The organism is Tunturibacter gelidoferens, from assembly GCF_040358255.1.
Lineage (GTDB): Bacteria > Acidobacteriota > Terriglobia > Terriglobales > Acidobacteriaceae > Edaphobacter > Edaphobacter gelidiferens.
On sequence record NZ_CP132938.1, the window covers coordinates 136542 to 154456 of the forward strand.

A 17915-nucleotide genomic window follows, 5' to 3' on the forward strand; every position below is an offset into this window, starting at 1 on the left:
TTATCGGTAAAGCCAGAAAAGATGCCGGTGGGGGGTGAGTTTAGTTGAGGTGGCGTACCGATCCGACGGGGTGAACTTGCCGATAACCCGACTTTGCGGGAATCTTCAACTTACCTTGGGTTGAGACTTTTGATTGCTGCAGCGATCCGAGCAGTGATCGTGTTGGCTTTCTCTTCAGACCGTAGCTGGAGTCGTTGGGTCGCAAGCCCGGGAACATAGTTGCAGATGCGTTTTGTCTCTGTACCTAGCCATGGAGCAAGTCGCTCCTCGTTCGCCGCCCATCCAAGCCACTCTGCCACTTCGACCTTCAACAGCGTCTCCAGTACGCCGTCGTGGCGGGCAGCGGTCGAGACATCCTCCAAGAATGCACAGATTGGCAAAATCATTTCCAGATCTCCGTTCTCCATCGCAGCGGTCAGGGCAGGGATGAGGATCGAGCCGAAGACACTGTATTGACCGGGTTCTTCGTCTCCCATATATGCGAATTCTGTACGATAAACAGCTTCTAGCTTGGGAATTCGGATGAACAACTCAGGCACGACAGTCGCGTAGTTGATGGGTTGAGAATACGCGGGGTGAGACGTTCCCTCAAAACGGAGTTTTGGGAAACTTCGTCCAGCGGAGTTGGAAAGAATCAGCCTGGGTTAAACTTTCGGCATGCATGTCCTGGACATCCTGACTGAGTTGAAGTTCTCTACAAGGATCAATTGGGTTACCCACATCCTCGCGGGCCTGGGTTGACTGAAGCCGACGTTCAACGGTGGAGCGCTTGCTCGACGAACCCCGCTCTACTCTGTACGACGAAATAGCAATGAATTTAGCTCAGGGTTTCCACTCTTCTGCGATGACGTTCGCCTTCTGCGACGCAGTGGTGAACGGTCTTTTACGGTGTGATTACGTCAGCCGACGAACACCGCCCCGCCCTCTGGGATATATTCGTCGCTTTTGACGAAGGTGAGTATTACCACGGGAACAATCGAGACGAAGATCCCGTGGAGGTTTATACACGGCCCATGATTGCTCGCATTGTTGGCGCTGGCTCATCGACATCATAGGGCCTGAGTGTGTGTGACATCGAACCTCGCGAAAAACGGGGTTATGAGAAGCTTCGACCTTGAGCTTGCCGCAAAGCCGACTTTCAAGGAACTATCATGGTTCTAAACTCCTGAAGATCTAATGAAGATCGCCACCCGCGCAGATTTTGAGATCGAAATAGATGCATCAGTCCTCGCAGGCTATAACTTTGACGGCATGTACTTGCACCGAGCGATATTTGAGGGAGCTGACCTCAAATATTCAACTTTTATTGAGGCGGACCTTCAAGGCGCTTACCTGATGGGTGCGGACGCTTCCCACGCAAATTTCACTGATGCCTCGCTTATAAACGGGATCCCTCAACGGAGCAAACCTTGGCGGGTGTGTTTTTGACAGGACTCGATTGATAGGTGCGACGTTTGACTCTCTGACGATTTGGCCGGAGAATTTCGACCCCACCCTTCACGGCGCAATACGAGTCTAAGATTCCCTGGCGTAACTGCACCATCCGTTCCTCACGAAAAACGGGGCTTTCGGCAACTTCCATGCAGGCAGCACCCGTAGTTTCCGAAAACGGGACTTTTCGGGAACGCTAGCCGCCTATTGGTAAACACAAGCGCGTTTCTCGTTACTGATCGGCCTTTTGGCGCACAAATTATTCTCAATGAGCTCTACGTCCCTGAGGTCGTCTTCGGAGAATTCACCCTGCTTTGTCCCTTGACAGGCGATGGTCGAATGTCTACTATCACTGCCAGATCGACGGTAGAGTGTCTTCTATGGCGAAGCGAGCACAGCAACGGGTCGGGCTGCTCCAGGGAACGCTTGACATGCTTATCCTGAGGACCCTTCTCCATGGGCCTGCTCACGGTCACCAGATCGGAAAGCATATTCAGAGGACCACGAATGAATTCCTGCAGATGCAGCATGGCTCGCTCTATCCCGCGCTCCATCGCCTGGAAGAACGAGGATGGGTCGTCTCCAAATGGGAGACTGCGCCGGACCGAAATCGGGAGTTCAAATACTACCGGTTGACTGACAAAGGCAGGAAGCAGTTGCTGGTCGAAGAGTCGCAGTGGAAGCAGATGGCCGAAGCCGTCGCGCGCGTGATGTGGCCGGTACCCGAGGAGGCCTGACATGAGATGGTGGCAGATCAAGAAGAGAGATGCCGACCTGGAGCGGGAGTTGCGCTCCGATCTTGAGTTGGAAGAAGAGGAGCAGCGGGAGGGTGGCGTTTCAGGAGAAGAGGCTCGCTACGCAGCCCTGCGCGCCTTTGGCAATCCGACTCTTATTCGTGACCAGACACACGCGGTGTGGTCCTGGAGTTGGATTGAATCCCTCGCCCGCGATCTGCGCTTTAGTCTGCGCACGCTTCGCCGCACGCCCGGCTTTACGATCATCGCCATTCTCGTGATGGCGTTGGGCATTGGCGCCAACGTCGCGCTGTTCACGGTGGTGCGTGGCGTATTGCTCAAGCCCTTGCCGTTCCATGATCCGGATCGCCTTGTGATGCTCTACGAGGCGGGCGCTCTTGGGGACGACACGACCGATACCAACGTGGTCTCTGGCGGCATGTACGCCGAGTGGAAGAAGGAGAACCGCAGCTACAGCAGTCTCGCGCTCGCGCAGGATATTCGGGTTGGGCTCTCGGGTTCGAATGGGCAATTGCCAGAGAAGCTGAAGAGTGCGTTGTTTTCATGGGACATGCTCCGCACACTGGGCGTGCAGCCCGCGCTGGGCCGCGATTTTACGCAGGCCGATGACAGTCCCACAGCCAACGGCACAGTGTTGCTCAGCTGGGGTCTGTGGAAGCGACGCTTCGGCGGTGACCCTGCAATTCTGAACCAGACGATCGAGTTGGATGCTGCGCCGTACACCGTTATCGGCGTTATGCCGGCGTGGTTCGATTTTCCTGACCCGTCTACGCAGCTATGGACACCGGTTTACCACGACAAGCCCGAAGCCACGATGACCTCGTTGAACAATCACATGTTTCGCGTTGTGGGGCGGCTGAAGCCGGGAGTCAGCGCGGCGCAAGGCGTGGCCGATCTGAGTCTCATCTCCCAGCGCACCCACAATGCGCACCTCGACGACCCATTCGTATTCAGAGGCGCGAGCAGCCGGCCGTTGCTGGAGCACCTGGTAGGCGAAATCAAGAAGCCGCTCTACGTGCTGCTGGAGGCGACCTGCTGCCTGCTGCTGATTGCCTGCCTCAATGTGGCCAACCTGCTGGTGGCGCGTGCGGCGGCGCGGCGCAAAGAGTTGGCTATTCGCACCGCTCTGGGCGGAGGCTGGCTGCGTCTGATGAGCGAGCGGATGATGGAGTGCCTGATGCTTTCGGCAGCCGGCGGTGTTCTGGGACTTTTGCTCGCCTTCGCCACGCTTCATTGGCTGTCGCAGGCTCGCCACGACATGAGCCGTGTCGACTCGATCCACATCGACGGCGTGGTGGCGGCGTTTACGGTCGGCGTTATCATGCTGTGCGCGCTGTTTTCCGGACTCATTGCTGCGTTCAGTAACAGCGACAGGCACATTCTCGGCGCGCTGCATGAGGCGTCGCGTTCGGTAGGTGGGGGCAATGCGCGGGCCACGTTGCGCAAGGTGCTGCTCATGCTCGAAGTCGGACTGACTGTGATCTTGCTCGTTGGCGCGGGGCTGCTGCTCAAAAGCTATGAACGATTGCGCTCCGCCGACATGGGCTGCATTACGCAAGGTGTGATCACCATGCATCTTGGCCTCCCTGATGCCCGCTATGCGACGCCAGCCCAGCGAGCCAACTTCTACGACACGCTGCTCGAACGTGTGCGCGCTTTGCCGGGAGTGGACGCGGCAGGCTTTGCAACACTTGTGCCCGGGCAGGGCTATGAGGTGGATTCAACTTTCAACATTGTGGAGCATCCCCCTTTGCCCCAAGGCAGAGGTCTGTATGCTTTAAGCCGCTCGGCCGATCCGAAGTACTTCGGCGCGATGGGCATTCCGATTTTGCGCGGACGCACATTTGACGGGAAGCGATTGGCTACAGCCAACGAAGTGATTATCAGCCAATCTTTCGCCAGCCAGTACTTTCCGGGTGAAGATTCGCTGGGCAAGCATCTGCACGTACACGGGCAGAATGCCGTTATTGTGGGGATTGTCGGGGATACCCGCTACGCAATCGGCGAGACGCCGAGGCCGGTGCAGTACTTTTCGCTGGATGCCGGCGTTGAGAACGTTGGGACGCTTGTGATTCGCTCGAGTCATGACCCGGAGCAGTTCGCTCTCCCGGTACAGCGAATCGTCTCGGAGATGGACCGCGATCTGCCTGTCTCCGATGTGCTCACCATGAACCAGTTGCTGGGGAAATCGACCCAGGACCAGAGCTTCAACACGACGCTGCTCGTCGCTTTTGGCTCGCTGTCGCTGGTTCTTGCGGCGGTTGGATTGTTTGGCGTGATGTCGTACATCGGAGCGCAGCGGACGACCGAGATCGGCATCCGCATCGCACTGGGAGCACAACGTGAACAGGTAATGCGGAAGATGTTGCTGGATGGAATGCGGCCCGCGGTCTTCGGTCTTGTCGTGGGACTCACAGCAAGCCTGGCAGCCGGCCGGTTGATGCGCGACTTGCTTTATCAGATCAAGCCGCTCGATCCGGCGGTTTTTGCCGCGGTTGCCGCAACACTGCTTGCAGTGGCCGTTTTTGCATGTATCGTTCCCGCGTGGCGTGCATCGCGCCTTGATCCAATGAAAGCATTGAGAGCCGAATAGTCGATATTCCGCCAATCTTCCAGAGGCACTCAATTGGTACGTCATCGTCTAAGCGCTCATCAAGGCTGGATTAGTAACGAGAAGTCGGCTTCTCAGTAGTAATCCTCGACTACGCAACAGTCATTCCATGAAAACGGCATTTCGGCAACTTCGTGACGAACTTGCCGAAATGCCGACTTTACGGGAATTCAAAGTTCTATCCTCATTGAAGGAAAGATGCGGTGTTGGCGGTGTTGGCGGCGTGATGCGGCGGGTAGACGCCTCGCATGGAGCGATGCACTTAATTCATCTCCGGAACCTGCACGCTGGCCGCCGCCTACGGCACATACCCCGCCGCCTTCATCCGCGAGATCGTCAGAGCAAAGGGCGATTCCTTCATCGCCTCAGCCACATTTTTCCGGTTACGAACCTGAGAGAGCTCGTCTGAGGTGATCGAGGGCGGGAAATCTTTGAACTCCCGAGTTGTGTTTTCGAGCGCGACACCCTCCAACCAATGCTTGGTTAGCGCGATCTGCGTCAGAGTGGTAATCTCGGCGATCTGCGCGGGGCTTAGGTGCGAAAGCCGGTTATCCGTCAATTCGTACCGTGAGGCGTCATTCATCCCGTCATACGCAAGCGACCGCGCGTCATCGATCCTCTTAAGCTTGTTGTAGGTGTCTTCATACTGCTCTACCTCTTCGCGGTGCATCAGGCTGGTGACGCCGCTGTTCTTGGCCGCATCCCAGGCCGCCTGGGTGTTAGGAGCGGAAGCATGGAACCAGACGAGGCTGCCGGGCAGCTTTTCATCCGGCGTGCCCGGATGCTTCTGAAGATAGGCCAATACCATCAGGTTATTTTCGAGTTCCGCCGTCTCCCAACGCCAGTTGGTCGTCTCACTCCTGAAGGAGTCCTTGTTAGCTTCGCGCTCGCCCCGCAGTTCCTCCCGCACCTCTGCGACCTCCCGGCGATGGTGGGAGTGCTCTACCGCCTGCTCCAGACCGACCGCAATCAGCAACCCGAGCACAATCGTCGCGATATGGATGAAGAATTCCTTCCAGCTACTGGCCGCATGATGCGCCGGGTGTACATCAAGCATGGTTTCGTGCTCCTTCGCAGTCTCTGGAACGTGTGTTGTCTCCGCACTCTCTGCCGTCTCGCCTTCGCTCAGCGGTGGCGTCGCCTCAGCGGGCACAGCCGCCGAGATGTCCGGTGTCTCAGGCATAAGTTTCCTTGGGGACCGTGGTGACGCCAGAGTATCAGCGAGAAGCGGGCGCGCCTAGAACCTTGGCGTCGAACTTCCTTGAAAACGGGGTTATCGGCAACTTCGCCTGACGAGCGGGGTCGCTGGTCAGGCGACGATAGCGACAGCCCTCCGGTCGCACTTAGGCGAACTTGGCGCGAATACGGGCACGCGGCCCGCACCCGGCGGAACTTTCGGCAAGTTGCCAATGACCCGACCTTTCAGGAGGTAGACTGGCATCGCATATGGAAGGGTGAATTCGGAATGCCGACGACGAAGGTAAAGAAGAGAAAAAGCAAATGACTCCAATTGAACCATTCCTGAACAGATTGATAGATTACGCGGGGCTCTTTCCTCCCGCAGGCCTCGATATGCTAACGTCGACCCGGAACTATGCCAGTTACCGCTCTGGTAAATATGCACGGGCTCTGGGACGCTTGATCGTCCCAGTTGCGAGGCTGACAGAATTCAGCGCGGCATTGATGGAGGTGGGCAGCGACGAGCAGCTGACACCATGGCTCCTGGGCGCACTCGGCACGGGCAATGCGCAGCAGGATGCTCGCCTGATATCTGGACTCGATAGGAGGGTCGCAGTTGTTGACGTCCTCGAGTCCAAGGCTGCAAATCTGGCTGAGGTGCATGAGCTGCTCTCAGCCGCACCCCCAAAGACAACTCTCTACGTCGAATTTCCACTGAAGAATTGCAGGCAAATGATTCCTGCACTGAAGGAAGGGAACGCGCGCGCAAAGATTAGGACCGGAGGCGTTACTGCCGATGCCATCCCCAGCGTCGAGCAGGTCGCGGAATTTCTCGCGGCCTGCGCCGAAGCAAAGGTTCCCTTCAAGGCAACGGCTGGACTGCATCATCCTTTGCGTTCCGTTCAACGGCTCACGTATGAACCGGGGAGCGCATCCGCTCTGATGAACGGTTTCATCAATGTCTTCGTCGCGGCAATCATCGCCTATTACGGAGCAACAGAAGAGAAGGTTTTAGCAGTGTTGAATGAACACGATCCTACCGCCTTTCGCTGGAGCAGGCACGCTCTTGCATGGTGTGATCAGGAACTATCCGCGGAACAAATCAGAGAAGCGCGAGAGAACTTCGCTATTGGCTTCGGCTCCTGTTCGTTTACTGAACCTATCGCCGACCTTTTGGATCTCGGATGGCTCTCATGAAACAAAATGAGCTGGGTTGAATCAGCTAACAACCGCGTTATCTGCTTGGCCATATGTCAGTTCAGACAACGGAGCGTTACCCAGGGTGCAAGCAGCGGATTCATAATGCCGTGAATGATCGAATTGGCGCCTCGAGCAATCGAAGTCTGTGTTCTGAATAGCCGACCTCTCCAAGTTCCCAGCGAACCTATGATCATGCGATGACCGGTCAATCTGTTTGGTCATTCACTTCCGGGTCGTCGGCAAACCGGAACTTCTCCATTTGGCCGTATAGTCGGCTTCTCGGACAAGTGGTTCCTGTAGTTCCTTGAAACAGGGTTATGAGAAACTTCGACCTTGAACTTGCCGCAAAGGTGACTTTTCGGGCAGAACGACAATCGCGCTATTCCGGAGTAATGAAGGAACGACTATGTTGATCGTAGATCTGTGGCCTTCTGACCAGGCCGTTCAGGTAATCTTCCTCTCCGTGAACGTCTGCTTGACTTTCGATCAGCAGCATAACCGGAGAGCGCCTACTGGGCCGCCAAGGGTGAAGTGGATCAACGGCCTGATTGTTCCGACAACTCTCCCAGTGAAGGTGGCAAAGTAAGTATGCCCGTACAGACTGTTAGGTCTGATGAAGTTAGCAGGTAAAAAATGACAGGTTCCAGACTCTACCCCAAGGAACTGGTATCCATCGAGCCTTGTCCCATTCAAAGTAACCGTAACAGGCCAGATTTGAGCTCGAACCTGCACCAGCTCCCCTTTGAACTCCACAGGATTGCCGTGGATGGACATCGATTATGAAATGCTTATCGGGTGTCATTGTGTACATGCAGGTGGCGGCGTGAGAAACCTCTCCATTTTGCGAGGATTCGGAATCGGATTGCGGACCTGATTGCCGCTATATCCCGCGAGTGGATGCTCCGGTCGATCGTGGATGGGCAATCCTCGTCGCCGGAGTGAATGGCTATCCGTCGCTCATCGCGGACGATATTTTGAAGCTCTCGTATAATACTCGCCTGATCCTTTTTTATTATTGGAGCGCCCTTGCTATCCAATGCAGGTGCACAAGAGTCCACCGACGGGCTGAAGTTGCTATTTGCCACCAGCGATAACGACGCTCTGCCCGAGATCGGCCAGGAGCTCGCGCCCGCCTTCTTCATCCGTCTTGCCGCAGACTCCGAAACTCTCTTCCAGAGTCTCGCCGAACACAAACCCGAGATCCTCGTCATCGACCTGGACACTATCGTCTCGCCCGGCACCGACGTCTTCTGCTACATCGAATCCATCCGCGCCGCCGCGCCACACATCTATCTGACCGTCATCTCCCGGACGCATCTCAAAAACGCCCGCATTCGCACAAAGAAATCCGGAGCCGACGAGTTCCTCTTAGCCCCCATCGGCTTCCCCGAACTCCGCGATCATCTCCTCGAAGCCGGCCAGCAACACCGCAGGCACCTCGAAGCCGTGCACCTCCGCGGCGAGCTAGCCCGGCGTAACTCCCTCTGCGACATGATTGGCGGCAGCGAGCCGATGCAGCGCCTCTACGAAACCCTCCGCCGGGTCGCCTCTAGCCACAGCACCGTTCTCCTCCGCGGAGAAAGCGGCACCGGCAAAGAACTCGCCGCACGTGCCATCGTCGACCTCGGCCCGCGCCGCGGCCAGCCCTTCATCAGCGTCAACTGCGCTGCCCTCCCCGAAACCCTTATGGAGTCCGAGCTCTTCGGCCACGAAAAAGGTGCATTCACCGGAGCCCACGCCACCCAACTCGGACAAATTGAACTCGCCGACAGCGGCACCCTCTTCCTCGACGAGATCGGCTCGCTCCCTCTCCTCCTCCAAAGCAAGCTGCTCCGCGTCCTCCAGGAAAAAACCGTTCAGCGTATCGGCGCCAAGAGTCCGCGCAAGATCGACTTCCGCCTCATCGCCGCCACCAACGACAACCTTGAGCAGATGGTTCGGCAGGGCCAGTTCCGCGAAGACCTCTTCTACCGCATCTGCGTCATCCCCGTAGCGCTCCCTCCACTCCGCGACCGCGAAGGCGACATTCCCCTCCTGCTCGACCACTACCTCACCAAGTACTGCACCGCCGGCAATCTGCGGCACAAACGCTTCTCCCCCGAAGCGCTCCAGGTGCTCGAAACCGGCGCATGGCCCGGCAATGTACGCGAACTCGAAAACCTCGTTCAGCGCCTCGCCCTCATGGTCGACGGCGACACCATCTCCATGCAGCATCTCCCCGAAAAGGTCCTCTACGAGAGCACCGCCAGCTACGACGAGATCCTTGTCCCCCCCGAAGGCCTCGACCTCGAAGATGAGCTCACACGTATCGAGGTCGCCTATCTACTCGCCGCCCTGCGCCGCGCCGGCGGCAAGACGGCCGCTGCCGCCCTCCTCCACATCCCAGTCGAAAAGATGAAGTATCTCTGCCGCAAACACCGTATCCACGAAGACCAGATCAAACTCAACGGCAAAAGGTAGTCCGGGGTTAAAAATTAACCCGGCGAGGTGAAAATTTACCCCCCCACGGAGACCCTCCATCGTACGCATCCACCTGCCCCATGCCGAAAATCGCCAAAATCCCTGTATTTTGGCAATTCCCACCTTTGGCACGCTGCTTGCAATAAGACATAGCACAGTCCCAGCAAAGAGAACCTCAAGCTGATCTGAAGACATTTCAAGGAGAAGAAACTATCATGGCTATCCAAAAGAAATCCCTCACCAGCAACCTGAGCCCCGAGAAGAAGTCCGCCTCCACCACGAAGTCTTCACCCAAGTCAGCCGCCGCAGCTGCTCCTGTTGCGCTGTCGAAAACCGTCGCCAGCCGAGCCGTCCTCTCCAAGACCATCGCCAGCCGCGCGGTCCTCTCGAAGAAGATCGCCAGCCGAGCCATGAACCCCTCGCTCTAACCGTAGATACTCCGGACAACCTCAGGATCTGTATACGTAACTCTGTCCTGTGTTGGTCCTTTGCTTTAATTCCGCTTAGGTTCTCTGCAGCAACTCGAAGTGCATCAGGGTGGAGGCTTCTGCCTCCGCCCGTCTTTTCTTTCTCCCTACCAAAGCTTCCGCTGCACAAACTCCCGCACCTCGCGAGCCGCTACCCCCGCCAGGCTGCGCCGCCGCACTGCGATCTTCGCAGTCCCCGTCATCCCATCGCGCAGCGTGCCATCGTTCGCGATCATCGCATCGACGACAAAGTACGTCAGCGTCCCCGCCCCTCGAATCTTCTCATCCGTATCCAGTGCCGCATCCAGTGCCTCCGGCGCTCTCTCCAGGCTCTGCACCCGCGATCGCAGCACACCGAACCGTCCATCTTCTAGTAGATCCACACGCGCTCCCTCCCGCACTCGCGGCAGGGCATACTCCAGCACAAAGATCCGCGCCCGCATCTGCTCCGTATCGCCGATCTCCGCCACCATCGCCCCTGCATCCAGGTAACTTCCCGCCAGGTTCTTCAAGCCTGCATTCATCACCACACCGGAGATCGGTGCCCGCGGCCGCAGCTGCTGCTCCACTTCTTCCGCAATCGTCCGCTCCACGTCCGCGCGCGCATGCTCCGGAATCGCCTCGCTCTCATCGCCATGCTCCAGCTGCGCCTCCACGCGCTTCATCCCCGTCAAGGCAAACTCGCTTCCCGCACCCGCACGCATCGAGCGCACCTCGCGGCTCTCCATCTCGATCAGCGGCGTGCCCGCCGTCACCCTCTCGCCCTCACGGGTCATCACCGACACCACCCTGCCGGGAACCGTAGTCCGCACCACCGCCCGCTCGCCCGGCTCCAGCACAAATCGCGCCGTCACCGTCTCGTGCCACACTGGAGCAAACACAATCACCAGTGCAACCCCCGACGCCAACGCCACCCGCGCTCCCGTCCACCACGCCCGCACCCTATCCTTCTTGTCCAGGTACACCGTCCGCGCAAATTGCAGCAGCGTTCGAAGACGCCCGCGGAAGATCACCAGCGCAAAGACTCCAGCAGGCAGAAAACCCCACTGCGGACTGTAGCTCACGGCCACGTTGTAGCTGAAACGGACCACCGTCAATAGCAGTCCATAGCTGTAGATTCCCGACAGCAGCGCATACGCCACGTACCCCGGCCGCCGCCGCTGCACCACATACTCCATCTCCACCGGCAGCCGAAAGATTGCGCCCCGCACCAGCCCCGACAGATACGCCGTCGACTTCTCCTTGATATCCGAAAACCCGATGATCTCCGAGAACGCATAGTATCCATCCAGCTTGATCAGCGGATTCATATTCACCACTACCACCGCCGCTCCCGTCAGCAGCATGATTTTGTAAGCAAAGTTGTGAGCTCCGCTTCCCGGCGGCGTCCCCCACCACACTATCGTCGCCATCGCGCAGAAGATCATTTCGACCCATATCCCCGCGATGATCGTCACTAGCCTCTGCCACCGCGTCGCATACACCCACGCCTCGCTCACATCCACAAAGAACGCAGGCGTCAGATAAACCAGGTGAAACCCCATCCCATGCACCTCCGCGCCATAGTGCTTGCACGTCAGCCCATGCGCCGACTCGTGAAAGAACCCAAGGAACAGAAAAATCAGCCAGAACTGGGCCAGCTCCGACGCGCTCTTGTGCGTGAACGTATAGAACTGCACCGTGTCCAGGCGGATCTGCTGCCAGTTCGCCGCCGAAAGCAACAGCATGCACGCAAACAACGCCACCGTCAGCGTCGTAAACCATCCGCTGTACACCCACCGGGTGTACGGATAGATCCGATTGAAATACTGATCCGGATCCCACGCCGAAAACTGCATATGCGCAATGTCGCCCCACTTCGACTTTCTGTGCGTGTGCTGGTGACGTCCGCTCTCTAGCTTTTCACGCAGCGCCACACTCCTCTCAAGCGGCGTTCGATACCAGAACTCCGCATCATCCAGCCCTGCCGCAAACTCCCGCAGATCGTCCGCCCCGTACGCCACACCGTAGCGCTCCGCATGCAACGCCTCAATCTCTTCATACGTCCGCACGCCATCGAACAGCTCGATGATCCGCCACTGCACCGGGTTGAAGCGAAACATCTTGTCCGTGCTCCGGTTCAACACCACCATCACCGGCTCTCCGTCCTCCACGTTCTCCTTCACCACCGCCGCCGGATCCATCTTAGGAAAACCCGTGCGTACCCGCCGCGCCGGCAGATCCGGCAACGCCGCATTAAGCGCCTCGGCCAGGTTCATCGCGTGCCCGCTATCCTTATCGAAGCCATCGTCCCCGGAATCAGCCCCCGCAGCCGGTCCTTCACCACCGCTACCACTTCAATCGTGCCGCTTCCCGGGTCCACCACCGGACTCAAATGCGTCACGGTCGCCGCCGTGCTCTCCTTGAAGTCTGTAGTCGCTGACACCGTCACTACATCGCCACGCCGCAGCAGCTGCGCCTCCGTCGCAGGCAGTGTAAATCGCACCTCAAGCGACGACCGCCCGATCACCCGAAACAACTTCTCCCCTACCGTTACATACTGTCCCTGCCGCACATACCGCTGCGACACCACACCGCGAAACGGTGCCACAATTCGCGTCTTCTCCAGCTCAAGATCGATCGACCGCACACTATCCTTTGCGCTCAACTCGTCTCCGCGCTGCCGCTCCACCTCGTACTTACTCGCCGTCACCTCGTAGAGGCTATGGTCGTATGCCTCCTGCGTACTGATCCCTTCCTTGTGCATCGCCTCGGCCCGGCGCAGGTCGGCCTCCTTCACCTGCAGCTCCGACTCCCAGTTCTTCAGATCGGCATCCACACTCTCCGCCTTGTGCTCCGACGTCGCGCGATCCGCCTCCAGCTGCCGCGCATCCAGCCGCGCCATCGCCTGACCCTTCTCTACCTCCGAGTTCACATCCACCTGCATCGCAACAATCACCCCCGCCCGCAGCGCCACTACGTCCAGCTGTTCCTCCACCGTCACCGGACCCGACACCACAATCTCCCGCGGCCCGCTCGCACTCGAAGTAGAAGCCACAACCGGTCGCACCCTCTCCGCCGAAGCCGCCGCCACCGGAGGTGGGTCTGACGTGCATCCCGACATCCCGAACATCACCAAAGCAGCCGCAACCAGACGAACCATAGCGCTCCTTACCAGGCGAACCAGTTCCACAGCGTAGACCAAACCCACAAAGCGGGATCGTGAAATAGCACATACCCCAGCGGCCGTAAACCCACTCGAACCTTCCCCGTGCCCTGCATTCCTGGCCGCAGCCGTCCATCTGCATTCGGCAGCTCCACCCGCGCAAAGAACAGGTGCTTATCTCCCACCGTCGTCCCCGAAGGACTCACAACATCCACCCGTCCGCGAAACGTCGCCGTCGGAAACGACTCCAGCTTCACCACTGCCTCCGCTCCCGGCCTCACCAGTGCAACATCCCGCTCCAACACCGCCACATCCACCACCACACTCGCCGTGCTCACTAACTCCACCACCGGATCCCCGTTCGAAAGCTTCTTCCCTACCAGGTCCTCCACATGCGGAGTCGCCACCACACCCGCAATCTCCGACCGCAAGGTCGTCCGCTCCAGTCTGTCGTTCAGCCGCGTCACCTCGCCCCGCGCATACTCCACCTCTACCTCGTGCTGCCCCGCCGCCGTTGCATCATTGTCCGTCAGCGAACGATTCCTCTGCGCCATCGCCGTCTCGTACTTCGCCTGCGCACCCGCCAGCGTCGCCCTCTGCCCCCAGTCCGCCATCTGGAACAGCGGAGTCCCCGGCTCCACGCGATCGCCCTCGTGCACAAACGCACGCTGTACCACGCTGTCCTCCTCCGCATGCACATACTGCATCTGCGATGGATTCACCTCTGCCTGCCCCGAGACCCGCATTGGTAGCGGAACCAGCACCATCGCCAACGCCACCATCGCAACCGAACCCAACAGGAGCCCCCGTCTCCGTCGCTCAATCGCCATGAACCGCCGCCGCTTCTCAATCAACGGCTCCAATATCCCGATGAACGGAACCTCCTTGTATAGCGAGGCGTTTCTCAGCGCCAGCGTCGCCTGGCTCGACAAAATCTTGATGATCTCCAGGTGAAGCGCTCCCAGAAACTCCGCATCCGAGCTCTCGAACGATAGAATCCCCAGCCGCCCCTCATCATCCGTCAGCGGCAGCGCATAAAAGCTCCGCATACCCGAGGTCTCAAAGTACCGCCGGAACTTCTCCCGCGTCTCCGGCCTCGCGTCGCTGATCGCCTCCCCACGCTGCGTGACATACACCTCCGTTCCCAAGCCCGCCACCCAGCTCAACACCCCATTCAGCTCCTGCACCTCCGCCGTCGACGCATTCAGCTTCGTCACCCCCGAGATTGCCTGCACCGCGATCCGGCCCCTGTTCTCCAGCGCAATCGCCGCCCGCTCATACGGAATCACCAGCTGCGGCTGATTCACAATCGCCTCGAGCACACGCTGGAGATTCAGCGTCGACGTAATCTCCTGCCCCACCCCCACCAGCGTCCGCAGCACCTCGATCTTCCGCTCCGCCTGCAGCAGCGAAGAGTTATGCAGCGCCTGCGCAGCCGACCCCGCCACCTGCGTCAGCGTGAACAGATGATCCTCTGTGAACCGCCGTTGCGCGCCGAACCGCACCACTTCCAGCACTCCCGTCAGCGCCTCTGCATGCAGCAGCGGAGCTGCTATCACCGACCGCTCGTCCTCCTGCACCAGCGCCTCTTCGCCCGTCTCTCCCACTCCACCCACGACCCCTTCGCCATCTGCTCGACGCTCCCCCAACGCCGTCCCTTCCTCCCCCACCTGCTCCGTCAATAGCAGATCACTCTGATCCACCAACCACAGATTCACCGCATCCGCCCCCATCAGATCTTGCACCTTCGAGCAGATGATCGGAAGCAGCTCCCGCATCTCCAGCGTAGAGTTGAACACCCGCTCAATGTCGTAGAGCTGCGTCAGCCGCAGCACCGAAGCCAGCCCTGCGCCCCGCTCCGCCTCATACCGCTGCGCCGCGTCCAGCGCGACCGCCGCATGCTCCGCCATCTCCGCCGCTTCGTCCAGCGCCTCTTCCGTCGCGGCCTCGCCAAAGCTCACAATCTCTATGCAACCCAGCAGCCGATCGTTCAACAGAATTGGCACATAGCTCAGCGCACTGAAACTCCGCCGCAGATCTAGGTGCGCAAACTCCTCCCGCGCCAGATCCCCCGCGGCAAACTGCATCACCGCGTGCTCCTCCAACACCGCGCCCAGGCTGCCCGCCGCATCATACGCTATCGCACCACGGCTGATCGTCAGTCCACCCACAGTCGCCTTCACCTGCCACGCCTGCGCCGCTTCATCCGCCATGTAAACCACCACTGCCGAATCCGCAAACAGCGCCTCCACCTCGGTCGCCAGCACGCGTGCCCGGGCCGCGCTCTCCAACTGCTTCAGCAACAAGCCACAGAGACGAACAAGACGCGATGCCGTCACCCGATCACTCACCCCAGGAATCTCCATCCGCCATCCATTTGATCGATGGCTAGAATAGTATCCTGCCTCACTCTTCCCGTGAAGCTTTCCTTCGTCGCTGACACCGCACGAACTCATATCCGGCACATCCATCGGAAGCTTATTCACTTTGCGCCCAGCGTCAGGCCGCCTTCACGTATCCGCTTAGAGTCATGCATGGCAGTCCCGGAAACGTCCCACAATAGTCTCTTTGCCGAGGTACTTACAAAGCACTGGCGTATAAATGAACCGGCGCTTCGAACTCTTCTCGGTGTAAGCCGGGCAACTTGGCGCGTGGGACCGCTCTATTGGCTCTCACAAGCTGAATCGATGAGAGCGGCGGAACTCTTTCAGCAGTCGACATTACTCTTTGCTTTGGGCCGTTCCTTAAAGAGCGAACATTTTTCGATTTCGGTTCCCAAGATGTCGCGACTGACGGCGGGAGTCTTGTAGTTGTGGACGGCGGATACGTATGGTGCCTGACGCGCAACCTCCGAGGCTTTCACCCTGATGTTGCTGATCCGGACTTCGCAGCCCGTAGATCGCACACAGCGACATGATCGCAGCAGCTCGTAGATCAGCGGGCTTGCTGAGTGGGAAGGTAGTGACTTCCGATGGGTCAGACCTATACACCGACCCACGCGTCGAAGTTCCGGACGTACCGTCCCGGTTCTTTACCAACCCATAGCTCTACTAAGCGCGTTTTAGGAAGTTTGGGTAGACCACGAATCAAGGCAGGTGTGGTGCCTTGCGATTGTGTTTCGTCTGCAACTCGGAAGGGTGGGTCTCATCGACTAGTAAATTGAAGCAAAATCGCCGAGTCATGGAGATGGATTAGTTAACGGGAATTCAGATTGTGTTGACCAATCCGATCACTACCGAGATGCACGCATTGATGAAGACTTCGTTCGACAGAGACGTTTCCAGGCTTTCCTTCTGGCGTGGTCTGGATATTTAGTCCGGGGACGGCCGAAACGGGCAAAGGAGACAGAGGGAGTTCGAGCCTGACTCGCGTCCCTCTGCCTTCTACACTTTCTATCGACATGGTTCCACCGTGAGCCTTCGAGATCGCTTTCGCGATCGAGAGTCCCAGACCAGTACCGCCCGACTCTCTGGTCCGTGCCTTGTCTGAACGGTAGAAGCGTTCGAAGACATGCGGCAGCGATCGAGCCGGAATGCCTATGCCGGTATCGCTGACCTCCAGAATCGCAAGCTGGGTTGCGCCGATTGCTGATACCGAGACGGCCACCTCGCCTCCATTTGGTGTGTACTTGATGGCGTTGTCCAACAGATTCACCAGCACCTGCTTGATTCTGCCAGCGTCAGCCATAATTGCCACCGGCTCAACCCGCGAGCATCGCAGCGCGATATTCTTCTCCTCCGCCATGAGGTGCATCTGGTCGACGGTCCATTGTGCGAGGCAGTTCAGGTCTACTTGCTTCAGGTCCATACCGTCAGTGCCGGAATCCAGTCGGGAGATGGTCAGCAGGCTTTCCACTATCTGTGCCATGCGGTCGATCTCTTCGAGTGCACTGCCCAGGGAATCACGCTGCGTCATCGGCATTCTGGAGGTGTGGAGCAACTGTTCCAACTCGCCGCGAAGTATCGTGAGCGGCGTACGCAGCTCATGAGACACATCTGCAGAGAAGCGCCGATTGTAGGCAAGCGCGTCTTCAAGGCGACTAATCATACGGTTCAGCGAGAGCGACAGCCTCTCCATCTCGTCGCCGGTCGCTATGACGGGCAGGCGCTCGCCAAATTGATGAGTGCCGATCCGTTCTGCTTGCTCGCTCAAGATTTCCAGGGGCCGCAGCGGCAATTTCATCAAGAAGTGTCCACCGAGTGCCGCTGCAAAAAGAATGCACGGCGTTATAAGGAACAGAATCTTCAACAGGCTTGCCAGCACACGTGAGATCGGGGCAAGGGAAGCGCCCATTTCAACGACGTATCTGGTTCCCGAGGGCGATACATATGGCTGTGAATAGATCAGCAGATTGTGCGTTCCGCCGGCACTTTCGTGTCGAAAAAAATCCTTCGACTCACTCAATTGAGGTTGCGAAACAATCGAGGAATCGATATGAGGATCTCGCGTGTCGCCGCCCTGGTACAGCACGGTGCCATCCTGCCGGCTAACGCGAATAAACCGTCCGCTGTTCTCCGGGGCATATGCCTCAGCGATTTCACCCTGCATCCATGATTGTCCCTTGCTCTCCTCCTGCGAGAGAAAAGTGAGGACGATCCCCTTTGCTTCACCAATCAGCGATTCCTCCAACGAGCTTCGCAGATAGCCCTGCACGCCAAAGTAGAGAG

Annotated in this window: 13 protein-coding genes and 1 pseudogene; 8 read left to right on the forward strand and 6 right to left on the reverse strand. The window is 58.4% G+C overall.

From position 1 onward, the window contains the following. Positions 1-110: 110 nt before the first annotated feature. Entirely contained in the window at positions 111-539 is a 429-nt protein-coding gene (locus RBB81_RS01055) for a hypothetical protein (RefSeq protein ID WP_353072398.1), read from the reverse strand. A 712-nt stretch (positions 540-1251) separates the two neighbouring features. On the opposite strand from RBB81_RS01055, the gene RBB81_RS01060 reads away from it, so the two are divergent. From RBB81_RS01060 to RBB81_RS01075, 4 genes and pseudogenes are all read left to right on the forward strand, one after another. Next, the gene (locus RBB81_RS01060; protein ID WP_353073880.1) at positions 1252-1428 is read left to right on the forward strand and encodes a pentapeptide repeat-containing protein; all 177 of its coding nucleotides are present in this window, start codon (positions 1252-1254) and stop codon (positions 1426-1428) included. Then, positions 1421-1519, forward strand: a pseudogene (locus tag RBB81_RS01065) (hypothetical protein); the annotation flags it as partial. The gene RBB81_RS01060 and the pseudogene RBB81_RS01065, both read left to right, overlap by 8 nt. Before the next feature lie 292 nt (positions 1520-1811). After that, positions 1812-2168, forward strand: a complete 357-nt coding sequence (locus tag RBB81_RS01070; RefSeq protein ID WP_179585865.1) for a PadR family transcriptional regulator — start codon at positions 1812-1814, stop codon at positions 2166-2168. A 1-nt stretch (position 2169) separates the two neighbouring features. Continuing rightward, the gene (locus RBB81_RS01075; protein ID WP_353072399.1) at positions 2170-4779 is read left to right on the forward strand and encodes an ABC transporter permease; all 2610 of its coding nucleotides are present in this window, start codon (positions 2170-2172) and stop codon (positions 4777-4779) included. Between the two features lie 316 nt (positions 4780-5095). Here the strand turns inward: RBB81_RS01075 and RBB81_RS01080 are convergent, their stop codons facing one another. Beyond that, positions 5096-5980, reverse strand: coding sequence for a hypothetical protein (locus RBB81_RS01080; protein WP_183791760.1), 885 nt, complete (start codon positions 5978-5980; stop codon positions 5096-5098). Positions 5981-6708: 728 nt separating this feature from the next. Here RBB81_RS01080 and RBB81_RS01085 point away from each other — a divergent pair. The 4 genes from RBB81_RS01085 (at position 6709) to RBB81_RS01100 (ending at position 10064) form a co-directional block, all read left to right on the forward strand. After that, positions 6709-7173, forward strand: coding sequence for a hypothetical protein (locus RBB81_RS01085; protein ID WP_183791758.1), 465 nt, complete (start codon positions 6709-6711; stop codon positions 7171-7173). A 409-nt stretch (positions 7174-7582) separates the two neighbouring features. Continuing rightward, positions 7583-7762 carry a hypothetical protein gene (locus tag RBB81_RS01090; RefSeq protein ID WP_353072400.1) on the forward strand — a complete coding sequence of 60 codons (180 nt, stop codon included), beginning with the start codon at positions 7583-7585 and terminating at the stop codon, positions 7760-7762. A 440-nt stretch (positions 7763-8202) separates the two neighbouring features. Further along, positions 8203-9636 (forward strand): sigma-54 dependent transcriptional regulator, encoded by a 1434-nt coding sequence (locus RBB81_RS01095; protein ID WP_353072401.1) that lies wholly within the window; start codon positions 8203-8205, stop codon positions 9634-9636. Positions 9637-9851: 215 nt separating this feature from the next. Continuing rightward, positions 9852-10064 (forward strand): hypothetical protein, encoded by a 213-nt coding sequence (locus tag RBB81_RS01100; RefSeq protein ID WP_179585880.1) that lies wholly within the window; start codon positions 9852-9854, stop codon positions 10062-10064. A 146-nt stretch (positions 10065-10210) separates the two neighbouring features. On the opposite strand, the gene RBB81_RS01105 is transcribed toward RBB81_RS01100, so the two are convergent. From RBB81_RS01105 to RBB81_RS01120, 4 genes are all read right to left on the reverse strand, one after another. Further along, a complete protein-coding gene (locus RBB81_RS01105) occupies positions 10211-12361 on the reverse strand; it encodes an HlyD family efflux transporter periplasmic adaptor subunit (protein WP_353072402.1) in 2151 nt (716 codons plus the stop codon). After that, positions 12358-13245, reverse strand: coding sequence for an efflux RND transporter periplasmic adaptor subunit (locus tag RBB81_RS01110; RefSeq protein ID WP_353072403.1), 888 nt, complete (start codon positions 13243-13245; stop codon positions 12358-12360). Before RBB81_RS01110 ends, RBB81_RS01105 begins: the two co-directional genes overlap by 4 nt. 8 nt (positions 13246-13253) lie before the next feature. Next, entirely contained in the window at positions 13254-15614 is a 2361-nt protein-coding gene (locus tag RBB81_RS01115) for an efflux RND transporter periplasmic adaptor subunit (protein ID WP_353072404.1), read from the reverse strand. A gap of 829 nt (positions 15615-16443) precedes the next feature. Continuing rightward, positions 16444-17877, reverse strand: coding sequence for a sensor histidine kinase (locus tag RBB81_RS01120; protein ID WP_353072405.1), 1434 nt, complete (start codon positions 17875-17877; stop codon positions 16444-16446). Positions 17878-17915 lie beyond the last annotated feature (38 nt).

Bases quoted from the DNA above. Each gene is read 5' to 3' on its own strand.
- RBB81_RS01060 (WP_353073880.1), top strand. From the start codon at position 1,252: ATGTACTTGCACCGAGCGATATTTGAGGGAGCTGACCTCAAATATTCA.
- RBB81_RS01070 (WP_179585865.1), top strand. From the start codon at position 1,812: ATGGCGAAGCGAGCACAGCAACGGGTCGGGCTGCTCCAGGGAACGCTT.
- RBB81_RS01075 (WP_353072399.1), top strand. From the start codon at position 2,170: ATGAGATGGTGGCAGATCAAGAAGAGAGATGCCGACCTGGAGCGGGAG.
- RBB81_RS01080 (WP_183791760.1), bottom strand. From the start codon at position 5,980: ATGCCTGAGACACCGGACATCTCGGCGGCTGTGCCCGCTGAGGCGACG.
- RBB81_RS01085 (WP_183791758.1), top strand. From the start codon at position 6,709: ATGATTCCTGCACTGAAGGAAGGGAACGCGCGCGCAAAGATTAGGACC.
- RBB81_RS01090 (WP_353072400.1), top strand. From the start codon at position 7,583: ATGTTGATCGTAGATCTGTGGCCTTCTGACCAGGCCGTTCAGGTAATC.
- RBB81_RS01100 (WP_179585880.1), top strand. From the start codon at position 9,852: ATGGCTATCCAAAAGAAATCCCTCACCAGCAACCTGAGCCCCGAGAAG.
- RBB81_RS01105 (WP_353072402.1), bottom strand. From the start codon at position 12,361: ATGAACCTGGCCGAGGCGCTTAATGCGGCGTTGCCGGATCTGCCGGCG.
- RBB81_RS01110 (WP_353072403.1), bottom strand. From the start codon at position 13,245: ATGGTTCGTCTGGTTGCGGCTGCTTTGGTGATGTTCGGGATGTCGGGA.
- RBB81_RS01115 (WP_353072404.1), bottom strand. From the start codon at position 15,614: ATGGAGATTCCTGGGGTGAGTGATCGGGTGACGGCATCGCGTCTTGTT.